Raw genomic sequence first — 16,869 nt, 5'->3', positions numbered from 1 at the left:
CGTTTGGCGTTACTGACAGAGTATGAAGTCGCCGCATTGCTACTTAGCCTGAAAGTGTCCCTGACGGCAGTCTGTTGCAGTCTGCCGGCAGGGATTTTCATCGCTTGGGTGCTCGCTCGGTTTGATTTTCCTGGTAAATCTTTGCTGGATGGGGTGATCCATTTACCCCTAGTGTTGCCGCCTGTGGTTGTCGGTTATCTATTGTTGATCTCCATGGGGCGCGCGGGTTGGATAGGGCACTGGCTATACGAGACCTTTGGCATCAGCTTTGCGTTTAGCTGGCGCGGTGCGGCATTAGCAGCGGCGGTGGTATCGTTTCCGTTGATGGTCAGAGCGATTCGACAGGCATTCGAAGCCGTGGATACTCGGCTAGAGGAAGCGGCCCAGACCTTAGGAGCCGGTAAACTACGGGTATTCTTTACCATCAGTTTACCGTTAACCGCGCCGGGCATTGTATCGGGCATGGTACTGGCCTTTGCCCGCAGTTTGGGCGAATTTGGCTCCACTATCACTTTTGTGTCAAACATTCCCGGCGAAACGCGCACAATCCCCTTAGCCATGTATTCGTTTATTGAAACCCCGGGCGCGGAAGCGCAAGCCGGGCGTTTGTGTGTTATCGCCATTGTCATTTCATTGTTGTCGTTAGTGGCGTCGCAATGGTTGAGTAAAAGGGCACAGCAGAGGGCTCACGGACAATGCTGAGTGTTAAGGTAAAACGGCAGTTGGGTGAGACTTTGCTGGATGTTGATGTGGCTTTGCCGTTGCAAGGTGTTAGCGCTGTTTTTGGGCGCAGTGGGGCCGGTAAAACTTCATTGGTGAATATCCTCGGCGGATTAGCTGCGCCAGACAGCGGTGAAATCAGGCTGGGGGAGCGCTGGCTTTACCACTCGGATAAACACATTAATTTGCCACCGGAGAAACGCAATGCTGGCTTTGTGTTTCAGGATGCTCGGTTGTTCCCGCATTATCGGGTGCGCGGCAATCTGAACTATGGTCGTAAAGGCAGCAAATCGGCAAAGCAGTTTGATAGCGTGGTGCAGTTGCTAGGGCTGGAACAGTTGTTGGAGCGTTACCCTGCGAGCCTGTCCGGCGGTGAAAAACAACGTGTGGCTATTGGCCGGGCGTTGCTGACAAATCCAGAGATTCTGCTGATGGATGAGCCCTTAGCTTCGCTGGATTTACCGCGTAAACGCGAGTTATTACCCTATTTACAACGGTTAACCCGAGAGCTAAATCTGCCCATCGTCTATGTCAGCCACAGTCTGGATGAAATTCTGCAATTGGCCGACCAGATGTTAGTGATCGATCAGGGCAAGGCGGTGATCTGCGGTCCACTAGAGCAGGTATGGGACAGTTCAGAATTAAGGCCTTGGCTGAGTCCGCAAGAGCAAAGCTCGTTGTTGCTAGCAACGGTGGCAGAAACACATCCCGATTACGCGATGACCCGGCTGCAGTTAGCAAACGGTGCCAGCCTCTGGGTTAATCGGACGCTGCGTGAACAAGGCGAGCGGATCCGGGTGCGCATTCATAGCAATCAGGTGTCTGTGTGTACCGAAAAGCCAGTGGGCAGCAGCATTCGCAATGTGCTGCCAGTAACGGTAGAGCAGATTAATACGTCAGACGACAGCAACTATGTGCAGCTGCGATTACAACTGTCAGGCATGCCATTGTGGGCAAATATTACCCGTTGGTCACTGGACGAGCTGGCACTGAAGCCGGGGTGTGCCATGTATGCACAAATTAAAGGGGTCAGTCTGACTGAGGCCGATTTAGCTCATTCTTAGACCTCTATCACCAAAACCTGAATAAAATGAACGAGCTTTGGCGTAGCTGGCTTAAAATTCCTGTTACAAAGTCTTGGGTAGTTTTTTGCGGCTTTAACCGCTAAATTTTGGCCTGACTTTCCACTTTTCGGTTACTATGGTGCAAAATCAGGCCTTATGATGCCGTTCGGCCTTCCGTTTGCTTTAAAGGAACTCTCGCATGGGACAAGAAACTTCCAAAATTCTGGTGGTTGACGATGATATGAGGCTGCGTGCCTTGTTGGAACGTTATCTGGTAGAGCAGGGATTCCAAGTGCGCAGTGCCGCCAATGCGGAGCAGATGGATCGTTTGCTGGAGCGGGAAAATTTTCATCTGTTGGTATTGGATTTGATGTTGCCGGGTGAAGATGGCTTGTCAATTTGTCGCCGTTTACGTCAGCAAGGTAGTACCTTGCCGATTGTGATGCTGACCGCGAAGGGCGATGAAGTTGATCGCATCATTGGTTTGGAGTTGGGTGCGGACGATTACCTGCCAAAACCTTTTAACCCACGGGAATTGCTGGCGCGGATTAAAGCCGTGATGCGGCGCCAGTCGCAGGAAATTCCAGGGGCACCATCACAGCAGGAAGAATTGGTTGAGTTTGGCGAATTCAGTCTCAACCTAGCAACTCGCGAGATGTACCATAACGATGAGTCCATTTCGCTTACCAGCGGTGAATTTGCAGTGTTGAAAGTGCTGGTGACACATCCCCGCGAGCCATTATCCCGTGACAAGCTGATGAATCTGGCGCGTGGCCGCGATTACTCCGCGCTGGAACGTTCAATTGATGTGCAGGTTTCTCGGCTACGACGTCTGATTGAAAAAGATCCGGCCAACCCGCGTTATATCCAGACGGTCTGGGGGCTCGGATACGTGTTTGTTCCGGACGGTGCACAGCGTAAATGAAGCTTCGCTGGTGGCAGCGGCTGCTGCCGCGTAGCGCCTTTAGTCAGACGGTCATGCTGATTGGTTGTTTGTTGCTAATCAATCAGCTGGTTTCCTACCTCACTGTTACAGTTTACTTCATTAAACCCAGCTATCAGCAAATCAACCAACTGATTGCCAGGCAGATCAATTTGTTATTTGCCGACGGCGTCGATATTGGCCGGGAACATCTGACAATGGTGGATGCCCTCAATGCCAAGGTTCACGGCGATGAGATGCAGGTATATAACCAGCAGCAAGCGCGTGAGGCCGGCATCGAGCACACCACTTATTACGGATTTCTTTCCAGCCAGATGTCGCAATATCTCGGGGGCGAAGCAGAAGTGCGTATCTCCCAACATGATAATGGTTTGCAGATCTGGATCCGCCCGCCACAAGCGCCGTCCGTGTGGATCAAAGTGCCGCTGAATAGTTGGAATGAAAATGCTTTATCACCGTTAAACCTGTATTTGATGGTTATTGGTGCATTGAGTGTTGCCGGTGGCTGGTGGTTTGCGCGGCAGCAGAATCGGCCGTTACGGCGATTGCAAAAAGCGGCAGTAGCGGTATCGCGTGGCGATTTCCCTGAGCCTTTGCCGCTCTCTGGTTCATCCGAGATCATTGAGGTGACCAGTACCTTTAATCAGATGGCGCGCAGCATGAAACAACTGGAGCAGGATCGGGCGTTACTGATGGCTGGGATTTCTCATGACTTGCGCACACCTTTGACCCGTATTCGACTGGCGTCGGAGATGATGGCCCCCGAGGATGCGTATTTGCAGGAAGGGATCATTAAAGACATTGAAGATATGGACGCCATCATCAATCAGTTTATTGCCTATATTCGGCAGGATCAGCAGGCGCACGAGCCGATGCAGATAAATCAATTGATTGAAGATTTAGTGCAATTGGAAGCCAAGCGCACTGATGGGATAGAAATGGTGCTGAGCCCCGATTGTCCGGTCATCAATATGAATATTATTGCGGTCAAGCGAGTACTCGCCAATCTGGTGGAAAATGCCAGACGTTATGGCAATGGTTGGATACGTATCACCAGTGGCTGGGATAAGGAATGGGTACGGTTTTGTGTCGAAGATAACGGCCCAGGGATCCGGCCAGATCAGATCCAGACCTTATTCCAACCTTTTACTCAAGGCGACACCGCCAGAGGCAGTGTCGGTTCCGGGCTCGGACTGGCCATAATCAAGCGGATTGTTGAACGCCATCAAGGGCAAATATTGCTGGATAATCGCCGTGAAGGCGGCTTACGCGCCACCGTCAGGTTACCCCGCGACTAAATTACAATGTGGCCAAAATAGTACGGGCATCGCTGACTTCAAAGGCTTTAGGCGCTTCGACGTTCAGCAATGTGACGACACCATCGTCCACAATCATGGCATAGCGGCGTGAACGGATACCGCCGAAGTTACCTGTGTCAAATTCTAACCCCAGCGCCTTAGTGAAGGCGCCGCTGCCATCAGCCAGCATCATAAGTTCGGTGGCGTTTTGATCTTTTCCCCATGCCTGCATTACGAAGGCGTCGTTGACGGCCAGACAGGCAATCATGTCAACGCCTTTGGCTTTGATTTCATCGGCGAGCGCGACATAGCCGGGTAGGTGAGCGTTGGAACAGGTTGGGGTGAAAGCGCCGGGCACTGCAAATAACACAACCTTTTTCTTGGCGAATAATTCACGCACTTGATGCTCCACAACACCGTCTGCCGTGAGTTCACTAAGGATGCCTTCTGGCAACCGCTGACCTTGTGCAATCATAATGCAACTCCTTGTAAAAGTTATCGAAGTCTAACTTTGCTGTGGCCTACGGAATGGCCAGCATAACAGCATCCATAACAAGCTGAACAGGGCCTCAATCACCATCGCCAGCAGTAATCCTGATAATAGGCCGAAGGCCATCGCATCGGGTTTCAGCAACACATTATGGCTGTAATGTTGCCAGACTTCCTCGCGGATATCCGCTAAAGGATGCAGTAGCAGCTCACTGTATGGACTGTAAACCGAGGCATTAAAGCGTTGCAGCGCATCTTGTAATTGATACCGCCGCTTTGCCATAGCGCTGAGATTATTGCCCCCTGCACTGAAAACCGGGTCTGAACTGGTAGCATAATGAGCTATCAGCTGTTCAAGATTACCGCCAAAATAGCGGTCGGCATCGCGTTGAAAGCCCGCCAATTGTTGGTTAGCTTCCGCCAGATGCGCCTGCAGACTCTTGCCGTATTGATCAACAAACCCAGGAATTTGCAGACCAGCTAGCGTTCCAGCAAAAAACAGCAATAGGCGCAGATAATCTCTCAATATTTTCAGCATGTCGTTTTAACCCTAAGCCGATATCGACCATCCGTAAAATTATCCGGTTAAGAGCAGCACATCCTTATGTTGACATAAAATGCAATCAGAAGCTGTAGTGCGCTGTTGTTAAAACATACGCTGGCATAACACTGTGAAGTGTCGTTTTAATCATAGCGTGACACAGCCCTATGACGCATATCATCAATTTACAGCTTTATTGCGAATAAATAATGGCAACAATATTCTTAAAATTGATGTCTGTTGCGCGGGTAGGTGTCTATGCGTAAATTTTATGCATAGACACCTTTCCCAGCATTTTTAAAATAGTGGATTTCATGTCGTCGACGAGTGTGTAAATCACAGACACAACAACAAGACTTAACAAGGTGGACATGAGAAGACCCGCAATAACCACAATCGCCATAGGCTGGCTGAAACTTGTATCGTTACCCCATCCGAGAGCATTCGGTAGCATGCCAAATGTCATTGCTAACGTCGTCATAATGATCGGCCTTGCCCTTTTTTCACAAGCATTAACCAGTGCATTAAAACGGGATATACCGTTGTTTCGTTTCTCTGCGATTGCATATTCCACAAGCAAAATTGAGTTTTTTGTAACTACGCCCATCAGCATCAATATGCCGATAATGACAGGCATTGTGAAATCGGTATGAGTGACAAATATGCCGATAATAGCTCCCCCAAGTGATAACGGCAGTGCAGACAAAATAGTGAAGGGCTGCATAAAGTCATGGAATAAAAGTACCAAAACGCAGTAGATACAGAAAATGCCAATGATCTGTACTTGCTCTGCCTCCAAGCTGCTAACCGTACAAATCGTTTGCCCCAAAGTATGATAGAGCCAGCAGAGCAGGCTGTGTCTGAGCGATTGGCCAAACAAGGCAACTCTTTATGTCGGTATATACCATGCTCAAATTCATTACCCCCAACACGGGTAGCAGGCTTAGTTTCTAATCGTTTGTTAATCCGTCTATCTGCGGTCCATTTGGCAGCTTGAATGCACTTTGGCGATAAACTATTGATGTGTAGTGAGCAAGAAAACGGCATAGGGCTGGCGAAGTAGATCTCAGTAAACGAGCTTAGTTTGCGCTGGCTAACCCCACTAGAACGTCAAGTACCTTCATTAATGGTGAAAAAGCTTATTACAACGACTTGCCATCTGTTGCTGAGTGCCAGTGCCAGATAATAATCAGACATTGGCGTTGTCGGTGATCTGCTTGTCTGCCACTGGGCTTTGGTTGTAACCAACTGAAATAAATCTCAGTGAATATGCAATCAGTCAACAACATTTCCTGCGTATGCTTTAGTCCATGGAGCGCCAGATCTGGAGCTCTGTTCCCGACGATAAATAAGGAGAGTTTATGCAACGTTATTTGTTGGCGTTATCTCTGCTGTTGCCAACGGCTTGTATGGCAGCCAATCAACCGCAACAGGGTTACTTTGCCAAAAGAGCTGAAGCCGCATTGGCGGAAAGGTTTTCCCAAGCTGATAGTAACAAGGATGGCAAGCTCACGCTGGAAGAGGCCAAGAAAGGCATGCCGCGAGTGGCAGAGAATTTTGACTCAATAGACACCAATCACCAAGGCTTTGTGACGCTGGAACAGCTGAAAACAGTCATGGCGACCCGGGCGTCACAGAAATCATAAGGAGGTGCCAGATACATTAGTCATGCTGGAAGTTTGGACAGAAATTTCCAATCCCTCGATTGTTGAACCCTGATGATTTTTCGCCTTCAAGTCCTGAACTCGAAGGCGCTTTTTTATGTAATTCAGATAGTAACCTCAAATGATGTAAAAGCATCCTTTACTGACATTACCATGCACCAAGTTATCAGCGTTGCAGCTTATTTTGTAATCTTGAGATGTACAGATAGATTGCGGGTGTGGAGTACAACGTCAGTAATTGGCTTAAGAGCAACCCTCCTATGATACTGACGCCTAAAGGGTGTCGAAGTTCAGCACCATACCCGTGACCAAACACCAATGGTAAGGCACCGAATAATGCCGCGAGTGTTGTCATCATTATTGGTCGAAATCGTGTAAGACATGCCTGATATATGGACTGTATTGGTGAAAGTTGTTGTTCTCTTTCCAATGTAAGGGCGAAATCAATCAACATAATCGCGTTTTTCTTCACTATGCCAATTAATAAGATGATCCCAATGAGCGCAATTATGCTGAATTCAAATCCACAGACAAATAGCGCTAGTAATGCGCCTAATCCGGCAGATGGCAAAGTCGAGAGAATAGTTAATGGATGATAGAGATTTTCATAAAGCATCCCTAACACAATATATACAGCAACGATAGCAGCTAGCATTAATATCGGCATGCTACTAACTGTTGCTGCAGAGGCTTTGGCGGTACCACTGAAGCCAGCAATAATCGTATCGGGCAATTGCAGTGTCGATATTTTCTGTTCAATGGCGTTAATTGCAGCACCAATAGCCACGCCTGGTTGCAGGTTAAAGCTCAATGTTACCGATGGAAAGAGTCCTTTGTGAGACAACGATATAGCGGAAGGTATTACCGCAAAATGCGCTATTGCTGATAATGGCACCAAGGTCGATGTGTTTGTGGCAGTGACATAAATATTGTCCAGTGCGCTCGGTTCTTGCCAGTATTGAGGTTTTAGCGCCATAACCACATGGTATTGATTCATTGGCTGATAAATAGTGGAAACTTGGCGCTGACCGAACGCATCGTACAGTGTTTGGTCAATATCACTGATACGGACTCCAAGTCTTGCGGCAGCCTGGCGGTCAATATCGATTTTAAGTGTGAGGCTCTGATCCTGCTTATCACTATTAACACCATTAAGCAGTGGAATATCCTTTAATGCTGCTTCCACTTGGGGCGCCCATTTATCTAACGCCACCATGCTATCTGCACTAAGGGTATATTGATACTGCCCGGCAGTCTGCAAGCCACCGACGGCAATGTCCTGAATTGCCTGTAACTGGAGCTTTAGCCCCGCTTGAGCGGCAAATTGATGCTGCAATCTTGCCACTATACTCGTGGCTGATTCGCGACGAGGTTGGTTCAGGGGTGTTAATGTTGCATAGATAACACCAGTATTATTAGCGTTCACGCCATTACCACCGATAAACCCGAATACATTCTCCAGCGCTGGGTCTTGTTTGAGAGTGTCGATCACTTGGGTGAATCGTTGTTGCATATCCGTAAAAGAAATATTCTGTGGCGCCTGAACGCGGCCAAACAAGAGACCAGTATCCTGTTGTGGGAAAAAACCTTTAGGGATAACAGCTAACAGTACAACAGAACCGAGGAATGCTGACACTGTCAAAAGCATCATCAGGCGTGGATGCTGTAATGATTGCTGCAGGCTAGTTGCATACCAACGCGGACAACTGACTTGATGAGAGTGAGTGGGTGATTTGAGGAAAATACGGCTCAGGGTAGGCGTAATGGTCAGCGATACCAGCATTGATACAAGAATTGCTACCGATAACGTTACTGCAAATTCTCGCAGTAGTCGCCCCGCCAAGCCACTCATTAGCAGTAAAGGGATGAATACTGCCACTAGCGAAATACTGATAGAAAACACAGTAAATCCTACCTCTCGGGTTCCATCCAGTATGGCTTCAATTCTGGATTTCCCCAGCGCTAGATGCCGCATAATGTTTTCGACGACTACGATTGCATCATCCACGACAAAACCGGTGGCAATAGTAAGTGCCATCAGCGACAGAATATTTAGGCTGTAGCCAATAGACCACATTATGGCAAAAGTGCCCAGCAACGATAACGGCACTGCGATAGCTGGCAGTAGCGTTGCTCGCCAATCACGGAAAAATAACCAGGTCACACCTACCACCAGCAATATGGCGACTAACAGGGTAAGTTCTACATCGAATAAGGAAGCGCGTATCGTTTGTGTTCGATCCAATGCCACGCTAAGTCGCATTTGAGCTGGCAACATCGCATTTAGTTGGGGCAGTGATTGCCGAATACGATCTACAGTGGCGACGACATTGGCACCAGGCTGTTTACTGATGATAATAGCCACAGCGTTGCGACCATTGATTAGTCCGAAATTGTGGACATTTTCATTACCATTATACACATCAGCAACATCCCTAAGCCGGGTAATGGCCCCGTCATCACTACGGATCACTAATGGGGCATAGTCAGCTGCATTTGCAATATTATCGTTGGCCGTTAGTGTATAACTGCGGTCAAGAACATCTAAGTTTCCTTTGGCGCCATTGGCGTTAGTCTTGGCCAATGCAACTCGAATCTGTTCCAAACTGATTCCTTGTTGCTGTAGCTGCTTAGGGTCGAGTTCTACACGTACTGCTGGTAAAGACCCGCCTCCTACCATCACGTCACCGACGCCTTCAGTCTGAAGTAGTGTCTGTTGCAGTAACGTAGTGGCTTTATCATACATGGCTGCGGAGCTGGCAGTGTCTGAGGTGAGAGCCAACACCATCACCGGCGCTTCAGCGGGATTGACTTTACGATAACTGGGGTTGGTTTTCATTTCGTCGGGCAATTGTGCCCGCGCCGCACTAATAGCAGCTTGAACATCTCTGGCAGCACCGTCGATATCTCTAGAAAGCTCGAATTGCAATACGATACGTACCGAACCTGTATAGCTGGTGGACGTCATTTCAGTGATCCCCGCAATGGCGGAAAACTGATGTTCTAATGGTAATGCCACGGAACTAGCAATGGTTTGCGGGTCAGCCCCCGGGAGCACCGCAGTGACGGCTATCGTTGGAAAATCCACATCAGGAAGTGACGATACCGGTAATGCGCGAAAAGCTAGAAGTCCGAAGACTGCCAGAGCAACGGCAATCAAGGTGCTTGCAACCGGGCGGCGAACAAACGGCGCCGAAAGATTGAGCCACATAGTTAAATTCTCCGCGCCAAAGCAGCTTCAGCGCGGTGTAGCCACAAGTAAAATACTGGGGTGGAAAATAGCGTTAATAGTTGACTCACCAACAGCCCACCAATAATGGCAATTCCCAGCGGTTGACGCAGTTCTGATCCGATCCCTGAACCAAATGCCAGCGGTACTGCGCCTAATAATGCTGCCAACGTGGTCATCAGAATAGGCCGGAATCGTTGCTGGCAGGCTTGTTTAATAGCTTGTTGCGGTGACAGATGCCGCTCACGTTCCAGTGCAATGGCAAAGTCGATCATCATAATGGCGTTTTTCATGACAATGCCGATCAATAACACGATGCCAATTAGACTGATCACATCAAATTGTTTACCACTCAACCCAAGTGCCAACAATGCCCCCAATGCGGCAGACGGGAGTGTTGATAGAATGGTTAAGGGATGGATAAAACTTTCATACAGCATTCCCAACATCAGATAAACCACAATAATCGCCGCGCACATAAGGGTTAACTGACTATTGGTACTTGCGGCCATATCTTCGGCAGCACCTTCAAAATGGAGTTGTACCGCAGCAGGCAACGCCAACTGCTTTTTCATCTGATTGATAGCAGAGATCGCATCCCCCAGACTATAACCAGGCGCTAGATTGAAGCCGATGTCGGCGTAGGGAAATTGTCCCTGCCGGAAAAGCATCAAAGGAGCTTGTCCCTGCTTTATTGTTACCACAGATGCTAGTGGTACTGGAACGCCATCACTGCTGGCGATATGCAGTTGATTGACCATCTGTTTAACATCTGCAGTATGTATAGATGCACTGAGAACTACGTGGTACTGACTCAGATCGGTATACAGGGTTGAAATTTGGCTCTGACCAAATGCCGCATATAAAGCATCATCAATGTCTTTTACTGTAATGCCTAAACTTGCGGCTCGAGTACGATCAATATCTAGTTGCAGTTGAGGCGCTTGCTGTTGGGCCATGCTGTATACATCGCGGAACGGAGTTTGCGTCAGTATCATGTTGATAATCAGTGGTGTCCAATAGTGTAATTCAGCATTATCGGTACTGGAGACACCCAGACTGTAGGCACTTCCACCAGAGCGTGCGTCTAGAGTCAGATCTTGTACTGGCCGCAGGTATAGCCTTAGTGCTGGTAGTTCTCGGGCCACCTTTTGCTGTAACCGAGCAATCACCGAAGCGGTTTCATCACTGGTCGTTTGTGCAGATTTTAATTGGATCAACAACGACCCCTGATTGATAGCGGGATTCGTCTGCATCACACCTAGGGAAGATGATAATTTGGCTACCGAGTGGTCATGTAGTATCAGTTCGCTAAGTGTCTGCTGCAGTTGTTGCATATTGCTAAAGGTAGTGCCTGGTGGTGCCACCATAACGCCTTCTAATAAGCGTGTATCCTGTTGTGGAAAGAACCCTTTGGGTAAAAAAATAAGCGTCGCTATGGTGACAATGGTGGTGATAATGACACTCAACAACACCAGTTTTTGATGACTAATTACCCGGTTCAACATTTTGTCATAGCCACTTTGCAGGCGTTGAAAAATAGAAAATGAAGGGGGTTCTCCGTGTGAGGGTAGCAGTTTCATACACATGACCGGTGTCAAGGTTAACGTCAGTACTGCGGACACCACGATGGCTGCGGATAATGTCAGCGCAAATTCACGAAACAATCGCCCTACGACATCCCCCATAAATAGCAGAGGGATCATCACTGCGATAAGCGATACGGACAGCGAAATAATGGTGAAGCCTATCTGTCCAGCACCGCGTAAAGTGGCTTCGCGAAGCGACATTCCCTGTTGGGTATGGCGGCTGATGTTTTCAATCATCACAATGGCATCATCAACGACAAATCCTGCTGCAACCGTCAATGCCATGAGTGTGAGATTGTTAAGACTAAACCCCAAAGTGTAAGCAACCGCCAGTGTGCCCAGTAAAGATAAAGGTACGGTGATCGCTGGGATCACGGTTGTCCGCCAACTACGCAGAAACAGGCGGATCACCAATACCACTAATATGATTGCCAGCAGTAATTCCCATTGCACATCGGCGACAGAAGCTCGAATAGTTTCGGTCCTATCGTTGATGACATGTAATTTGACGGATGTGGGTAAGGTTTGTGTTAACGCTGGCAGAGAGGTTCGTATACGATCAACGGTTGCAATTACATTGGCACCAGGCTGTCGTTGAATACTTATCAAAATGGCTGGGGTAGCGTTATCCAATGCAGATTGTCTGATATCTTCCGCACTGTCGCTAACCTCTGCTATGTCTCCTAAATATAAGGCTCGCCCTTGATGCCAAGTAATCACTAATTGGCGAAATTCGGCGGCATCCGTCAACTGATCATTGGCTCCAATAGCATAGGATAGAAAACGCCCATCCAGACTACCTTTAGGTGCGTTGATATTGGCGTGTTGAATAGCAGATTCAACGTCGGTGAGGGTGAGACCGGCCTGTTGTAAAGCCCCGGTATTGACGGCAACTCTAACTGCTGGGCGTTGACCACCACTAATACTCACTAAGCCAACGCCCTCCATCTGCGATATTTTCTGTGCTAAGCGAGTCTCTGCCAGTTGCTGCACCCGAGTCATTGGCAGCTCATCAGATGTCAACGCCAGGGTTAGCACAGCGGTGTCTGCGGGATTAACTTTGCTGTAAACCGGAGGATAGGGCAGCTCACTGGGTAAGAGAGCCATAGCGGCATTGATGGCTGCTTGTACTTCCTGCTCAGCTTCATCTAAAGAGGTTGTCAGTTCAAACTGCAATGTGATGATGGATGCACCATCGGCGCTAGTAGATTGCATTTTTTGTAACCCTGCCATTTGACCAAATTGTCTTTCTAATGGCGCAGTTACACTGGTACTGGTAACGTTTGGAGCACTGCCTGGATAGCGGGTATAAACCTGAATAGTCGGATAGTCAATTTGCGGTAAAGCGGACACTGGCAACAGACGGTAAGCAAGCACTCCAATTAACAGCAAGCTGATCATGAGCAACAAGGTCGCAATTGGACGATTAATAAAGGGGCGGGAAATGTTCACCAATTGCCTCCGCTCAACGATTTACAGCTGTCGGGGTGTCATTAGGCGAGATAACCACTTGCGCTTGTACACCATCATGTAACAAATCAGCACCATCAACCACGACCAGATCGCCTAAGCTGAGGCCTGAACCTTTACGATCAATAGCTTCAACAGAACTCAGCTCCCCAACTGTTGCATCGCTATGAATAAACTGCTGTAAGGCCAAGCCACTATGTAACACAAAGATGTAGTCTCCATCTTTACTGTGTTGAATCGCTCTAGTAGGTAACAACAGTGAATTGTCTATGGTGTGGATGTGTATTTGTACGTTTACAAATTGATTGGGAAACAATCTCTGGTGACGGTTATTACAGCGGGCTTTTGCCATGACTGTTCCGGTGAAAGAATCTAATTGATTGTCAATAGCAGTGACTGTTCCGCTGTCTAATAAGTTGTTTTGTCGGTCGTAAATCAATACCGTAGGTTTACCGTTATCCATTGCGGGTAGCAGTTGATTTAACTCGGTTTCAGTGAGTGCAAATTTGATATCCACGGGAGTAACAGCTGTGAGTGTAACAATGCCATTGGTATCACTGGGTTGCAGCAAGTTCCCGATATCGACAGCTCGCAGGCCTGCAATACCACTGATTGGAGCACGTATCTGGGTATAACTCAGTTGGACTTGCAGATTATCCAGAGTCCCCTGATCGGCTTTGACGATGCCTTGATACTGCTTTACCTCAGATGCTTGGGTGTCCAACTGTTGTTGCGTCACCAGTCCTTTTAGCTGTAACTGCTGATATCTTTGCAGATCTTTTTTGGCATTTTGCAGCAAGGCTTCATCTCTCTGCAGATTACCTTTCGCAGTAAGCAATTGGGCTTGGATTGCACGATCATCAAGAGTGGCAAGTAATTCGCCAGTGCTAACGAATTGCCCCTCCTGAAAGTATATGGCTAACAATGTAGCGCTGATTTGGGGGCGTACGACAACGGTTCCAGAGGCAGTCACGGTACCGGTAGTTTCAATGTAAAGTGGTACTTGGCCGTGCGTCACTGTTGCTACTGTTACGGATACTGGCGCTAATTGTTTTTTCCCAGATGTTGGATGTTGTCGTAATATCATCACTAGCACTAGTATTACTAAACTCAGCCCCAGCCATACCCACTTTTTTTGTATCTTCTGAAACACCCACCTTCTCCCGGTTGCTACTGAAACAGTTGCCTATGCTAGATGAAAGCAGTTACTGCAATGGTTACGTGCATGAAGCAAATTATTACAACGGGTTACATTCTCTGATTTAGCAAAGCCAAGTGCTGGAAAAGCAGCTAACATTTGGCTCATGTTTAGGGTTTGGCGTGGTTGTTTAGGAGGGGCTGTGACAGATCATCTGCCGCGGATCATTATTTTGGATGACGATCCAGAACTGCGAACTATGTTAAAGCATTATGTCAGTGACCAGGGATTTGAGGTGCAGACCGTTGCAAACGCTGAACAACTGGACCGTTGGTTACAACGCGAGCCATTTGACGTATTGGTGCTGGATCTGATGATGCCTGGTGAAGACGGCCTTTCCGTTTGTCGCCGCTTACGGGCGGCTGGACAGAATATCCCGATCCTGATGTTAACCGCGAGAGGTAACCCAATAGACCGAATCGTCGGTTTAGAAATGGGGGCAGACGATTACCTGAGCAAACCTTTTGAACCTAGAGAACTTACAGCCCGTCTTAATGCAATGGTAAGGCGTCAAAAGATGCTCCATGACACTAATATTTGGGGGATGGAGGAACTGTCACGTTTTGGCCCCTTCACCCTCAATATTTCGAGGATGGAGTTGAATCGTGATGAAGAAGTGATCCCGCTATCCAACCTGGAATTTCAACTACTGCGTGTGTTTATTGCTAATCCTCGGCGGCCGATGAGTCGTGAACATTTGTTGGATAAAGTGAAAGGTCGGGAGCACCAATCTTTGGATCGTAGTTTGGATGTTCAGGTTCTGAGACTGCGTCGCAAAATAGAAGATGATCCCGCGGAGCCTGTGTATATCAAAACTGTTTGGGGCGTAGGTTATATTTTCATGCCAGAAGGTGATCATGCGTAAACTATGGCCGCGTTCGCTGTTCGGACTGAACTTGTTATTGTTACTAGGATTAGCATTGGTGGTGATGGTTTGTTCTGTTGCCGTATATATACAGATGCAGCGGCCTAGGGTAATTGAACTGGGAAGTCTGGTGGCTGGTCAGGTCAATACGCTAGATTCAGTCCTATCGCAGATTGCGCCAGCTAACCGTGAAAATGTTATTCAGCACATTAATCAAGCTGATCAAATTGTCGTTCATGATCAATTACCGCCAGGCAAGCGCCATATTCCGCGTGCACCACTTATTCAACTATTTGTTGACACTATTCATCAAGAACTCAAACCTAATATTGATTATCGTTGGCTGGGTGATACTGATGCGAGGCTATGGGTTAATCTGAATATTGCTGGGCAGCGTAGCTGGGTATCCTTACCGGTAAGCCAAGTTCCACAACCTCATCGATTACTGACCAGAGGTTTGCTGTTGCTGATAATTATTGCATCTGTGGCAGTATTGTTAGCATTTGTGTTGCAGCGGCGACTGAATCGGCCTTTGCAACAGATTGCTGCTGCTGTCCATAAACTGGAATTGGGAGGCCGGCCGGAAAAACTACCTGAATATACCACTACTGAACTGGCATTATTGTCCCATCAGTTTAATGCGATGGTAGAAAGTCTCGATGCTATGGAGTCAAATAGAGCGATCATGTTAGCAGGTATCTCCCATGATATCCGCACACCTTTGACCAAGCTACGCTTAGGACTGGAGATGAGTAATCTTCAGGGCAATAAAGAGCTATACCGCTATCTGCGGCAGATTGACACCATCATCGATCAGTTTCTGGAGTATGGTCGTAGTGGCAATAGCGAGCCGGAATTTACTGGCGATCTCAACGTGCTAATACAACAGTTAGCGGCAGAGTTTGAAGGTCGAGATATTATGTTTGCTCTGGTACTAAATCCTTTACCAGAAACCGCATTTCAACCAGTGGCTATGCAACGAGTCCTGCGAAATTTGATGGAAAATGCGGTGAAGTACGCGGGTGGTAGTGAGCTGGTAATTACCAGCTATTGTCAACAGCACCAACTGTATATCGAAGTGGCTGACCGAGGCCCCGGTATATCACAGGACAAAATTAGCTTGATGCTAAGACCATTTGAACGTGGAGATGCTGCCCGTACTGGTGTTGATGGTACCGGCCTAGGATTGGCGATTGCGGAAGCGTTAATGCGACGCCAAGGCGGAAGCCTGCAACTGTTGCCGCGAGCGGGGGGGGGCCTTACTGCTCAGGTTATATTGCCGTTACGCAATACAGCCCAAATAAGTCGCGATTAGACAAAAGGTTCTATCTGATTTGTCGTTGCAAACCATAAGTTGACATTGAATCAATATATACATCAATGAGTTAGTGGTTATCTTTGACCATAAGCTGACATAATAATTTTGTCAGTATTTGTGTTCTGTTCTCTGAAGAGAGAAATTACCGGTTTAACTTGCTCTGCCTCCAAGCTGCTAATCGTACAAATCTTTCGTGCCCCTTTCTACGTTACAGGTGCGACTGACAACTAACATAGAGAGCGGTATGTTGACCAAAATTTAGTAATGAGCCAGAGTATCTCTTGAATCGCAGTGATTCATGGCTGTATGCGATTCCCTAGTTAAGGCAATTCTTGTAATGGTGATAGCAAGATTTGAATCGCCACTACTTCACTAGACGACTTTTAGCCTCATTAAAATACTGACGTTCATACTCTAACGGTGATAGTCCATCATTGGAACTATGCTGTCGTTTCGGGTTGTAAAACATCTCAATATAATT

Annotated in this window: 14 protein-coding genes; 7 read left to right on the top strand and 7 right to left on the bottom strand. The window is 47.7% G+C overall.

Features of this window, described 5'->3' with window-relative positions:
• The first annotated feature begins 3 nt into the window (after window positions 1-3).
• The 4 genes from modB (at window position 4) to envZ (ending at window position 4,025) form a co-directional block, all read left to right on the top strand.
• A complete protein-coding gene (modB, locus tag J3L11_RS11710; protein WP_207571097.1) occupies window positions 4-702 on the top strand; it encodes a molybdate ABC transporter permease subunit in 699 nt (232 codons plus the stop codon).
• A complete protein-coding gene (gene modC, locus J3L11_RS11705) occupies window positions 696-1,784 on the top strand; it encodes a molybdenum ABC transporter ATP-binding protein ModC (RefSeq protein ID WP_207571096.1) in 1,089 nt (362 codons plus the stop codon). Before modB ends, modC begins: the two co-directional genes overlap by 7 nt.
• A 199-nt stretch (window positions 1,785-1,983) precedes the next feature.
• Window positions 1,984-2,709 (top strand): two-component system response regulator OmpR, encoded by a 726-nt coding sequence (gene ompR / locus J3L11_RS11700; protein ID WP_133038944.1) that lies wholly within the window; start codon window positions 1,984-1,986, stop codon window positions 2,707-2,709.
• Window positions 2,706-4,025, top strand: coding sequence for a two-component system sensor histidine kinase EnvZ (gene envZ, locus J3L11_RS11695; RefSeq protein WP_207571095.1), 1,320 nt, complete (start codon window positions 2,706-2,708; stop codon window positions 4,023-4,025). Before ompR ends, envZ begins: the two co-directional genes overlap by 4 nt.
• Window position 4,026: 1 nt before the next feature.
• Here envZ and J3L11_RS11690 read toward each other — a convergent pair whose 3' ends face one another.
• From J3L11_RS11690 to J3L11_RS11680, 3 genes are all read right to left on the bottom strand, one after another.
• Window positions 4,027-4,500 (bottom strand): peroxiredoxin, encoded by a 474-nt coding sequence (locus J3L11_RS11690; RefSeq protein WP_207571094.1) that lies wholly within the window; start codon window positions 4,498-4,500, stop codon window positions 4,027-4,029.
• 30 nt (window positions 4,501-4,530) lie between these two features.
• Complete coding sequence (locus J3L11_RS11685) at window positions 4,531-5,052, bottom strand: DUF2937 family protein (protein ID WP_133038941.1); 522 nt, start codon at window positions 5,050-5,052, stop codon at window positions 4,531-4,533.
• 259 nt (window positions 5,053-5,311) lie between these two features.
• On the bottom strand, window positions 5,312-5,935 hold the full coding sequence (locus J3L11_RS11680; protein ID WP_207571093.1) for an efflux RND transporter permease subunit: 624 nt from the start codon (window positions 5,933-5,935) through the stop codon (window positions 5,312-5,314).
• Window positions 5,936-6,416: 481 nt separating this feature from the next.
• Between J3L11_RS11680 and J3L11_RS11675 the strand changes: the two genes are divergently transcribed.
• Window positions 6,417-6,701 carry an EF-hand domain-containing protein gene (locus tag J3L11_RS11675; RefSeq protein ID WP_133038939.1) on the top strand — a complete coding sequence of 95 codons (285 nt, stop codon included), beginning with the start codon at window positions 6,417-6,419 and terminating at the stop codon, window positions 6,699-6,701.
• A gap of 184 nt (window positions 6,702-6,885) precedes the next feature.
• On the opposite strand, the gene J3L11_RS11670 is transcribed toward J3L11_RS11675, so the two are convergent.
• The 3 genes from J3L11_RS11670 to J3L11_RS11660 are packed head-to-tail and all read right to left on the bottom strand — an operon-like array spanning window position 6,886 to window position 14,094.
• Entirely contained in the window at window positions 6,886-9,930 is a 3,045-nt protein-coding gene (locus tag J3L11_RS11670) for an efflux RND transporter permease subunit (protein WP_207571092.1), read from the bottom strand.
• A gap of 2 nt (window positions 9,931-9,932) precedes the next feature.
• Entirely contained in the window at window positions 9,933-12,989 is a 3,057-nt protein-coding gene (locus J3L11_RS11665; protein WP_207571091.1) for an efflux RND transporter permease subunit, read from the bottom strand.
• A 13-nt stretch (window positions 12,990-13,002) separates the two neighbouring features.
• A complete protein-coding gene (locus tag J3L11_RS11660; protein WP_207571090.1) occupies window positions 13,003-14,094 on the bottom strand; it encodes an efflux RND transporter periplasmic adaptor subunit in 1,092 nt (363 codons plus the stop codon).
• A 253-nt stretch (window positions 14,095-14,347) separates the two neighbouring features.
• Between J3L11_RS11660 and J3L11_RS11655 the strand changes: the two genes are divergently transcribed.
• Entirely contained in the window at window positions 14,348-15,070 is a 723-nt protein-coding gene (locus J3L11_RS11655; RefSeq protein ID WP_133038935.1) for a response regulator, read from the top strand.
• Window positions 15,063-16,385, top strand: coding sequence for an ATP-binding protein (locus J3L11_RS11650; RefSeq protein WP_207571089.1), 1,323 nt, complete (start codon window positions 15,063-15,065; stop codon window positions 16,383-16,385). The genes J3L11_RS11655 and J3L11_RS11650 overlap by 8 nt, the downstream gene beginning before the upstream one ends.
• A gap of 367 nt (window positions 16,386-16,752) precedes the next feature.
• Here the strand turns inward: J3L11_RS11650 and J3L11_RS11645 are convergent.
• A partial coding sequence (locus J3L11_RS11645) for an IS3 family transposase (protein WP_207571122.1) occupies window positions 16,753-16,869 on the bottom strand: 117 nt, incomplete at its 5' end.

Source organism: Shewanella sp. 4t3-1-2LB, from assembly GCF_017368415.1.
Lineage (GTDB): Bacteria > Pseudomonadota > Gammaproteobacteria > Enterobacterales > Shewanellaceae > Shewanella > Shewanella fodinae.
This window is presented reverse-complemented; position numbering and strand designations above follow the sequence as displayed.

Bases quoted from the DNA above. Each gene is read 5' to 3' on its own strand.
- modC (WP_207571096.1), top strand. From the start codon at position 696: ATGCTGAGTGTTAAGGTAAAACGGCAGTTGGGTGAGACTTTGCTGGAT.
- ompR (WP_133038944.1), top strand. From the start codon at position 1,984: ATGGGACAAGAAACTTCCAAAATTCTGGTGGTTGACGATGATATGAGG.
- envZ (WP_207571095.1), top strand. From the start codon at position 2,706: ATGAAGCTTCGCTGGTGGCAGCGGCTGCTGCCGCGTAGCGCCTTTAGT.
- J3L11_RS11690 (WP_207571094.1), bottom strand. From the start codon at position 4,500: ATGATTGCACAAGGTCAGCGGTTGCCAGAAGGCATCCTTAGTGAACTC.
- J3L11_RS11685 (WP_133038941.1), bottom strand. From the start codon at position 5,052: ATGCTGAAAATATTGAGAGATTATCTGCGCCTATTGCTGTTTTTTGCT.
- J3L11_RS11675 (WP_133038939.1), top strand. From the start codon at position 6,417: ATGCAACGTTATTTGTTGGCGTTATCTCTGCTGTTGCCAACGGCTTGT.
- J3L11_RS11670 (WP_207571092.1), bottom strand. From the start codon at position 9,930: ATGTGGCTCAATCTTTCGGCGCCGTTTGTTCGCCGCCCGGTTGCAAGC.
- J3L11_RS11660 (WP_207571090.1), bottom strand. From the start codon at position 14,094: ATGATATTACGACAACATCCAACATCTGGGAAAAAACAATTAGCGCCA.
- J3L11_RS11650 (WP_207571089.1), top strand. From the start codon at position 15,063: ATGCGTAAACTATGGCCGCGTTCGCTGTTCGGACTGAACTTGTTATTG.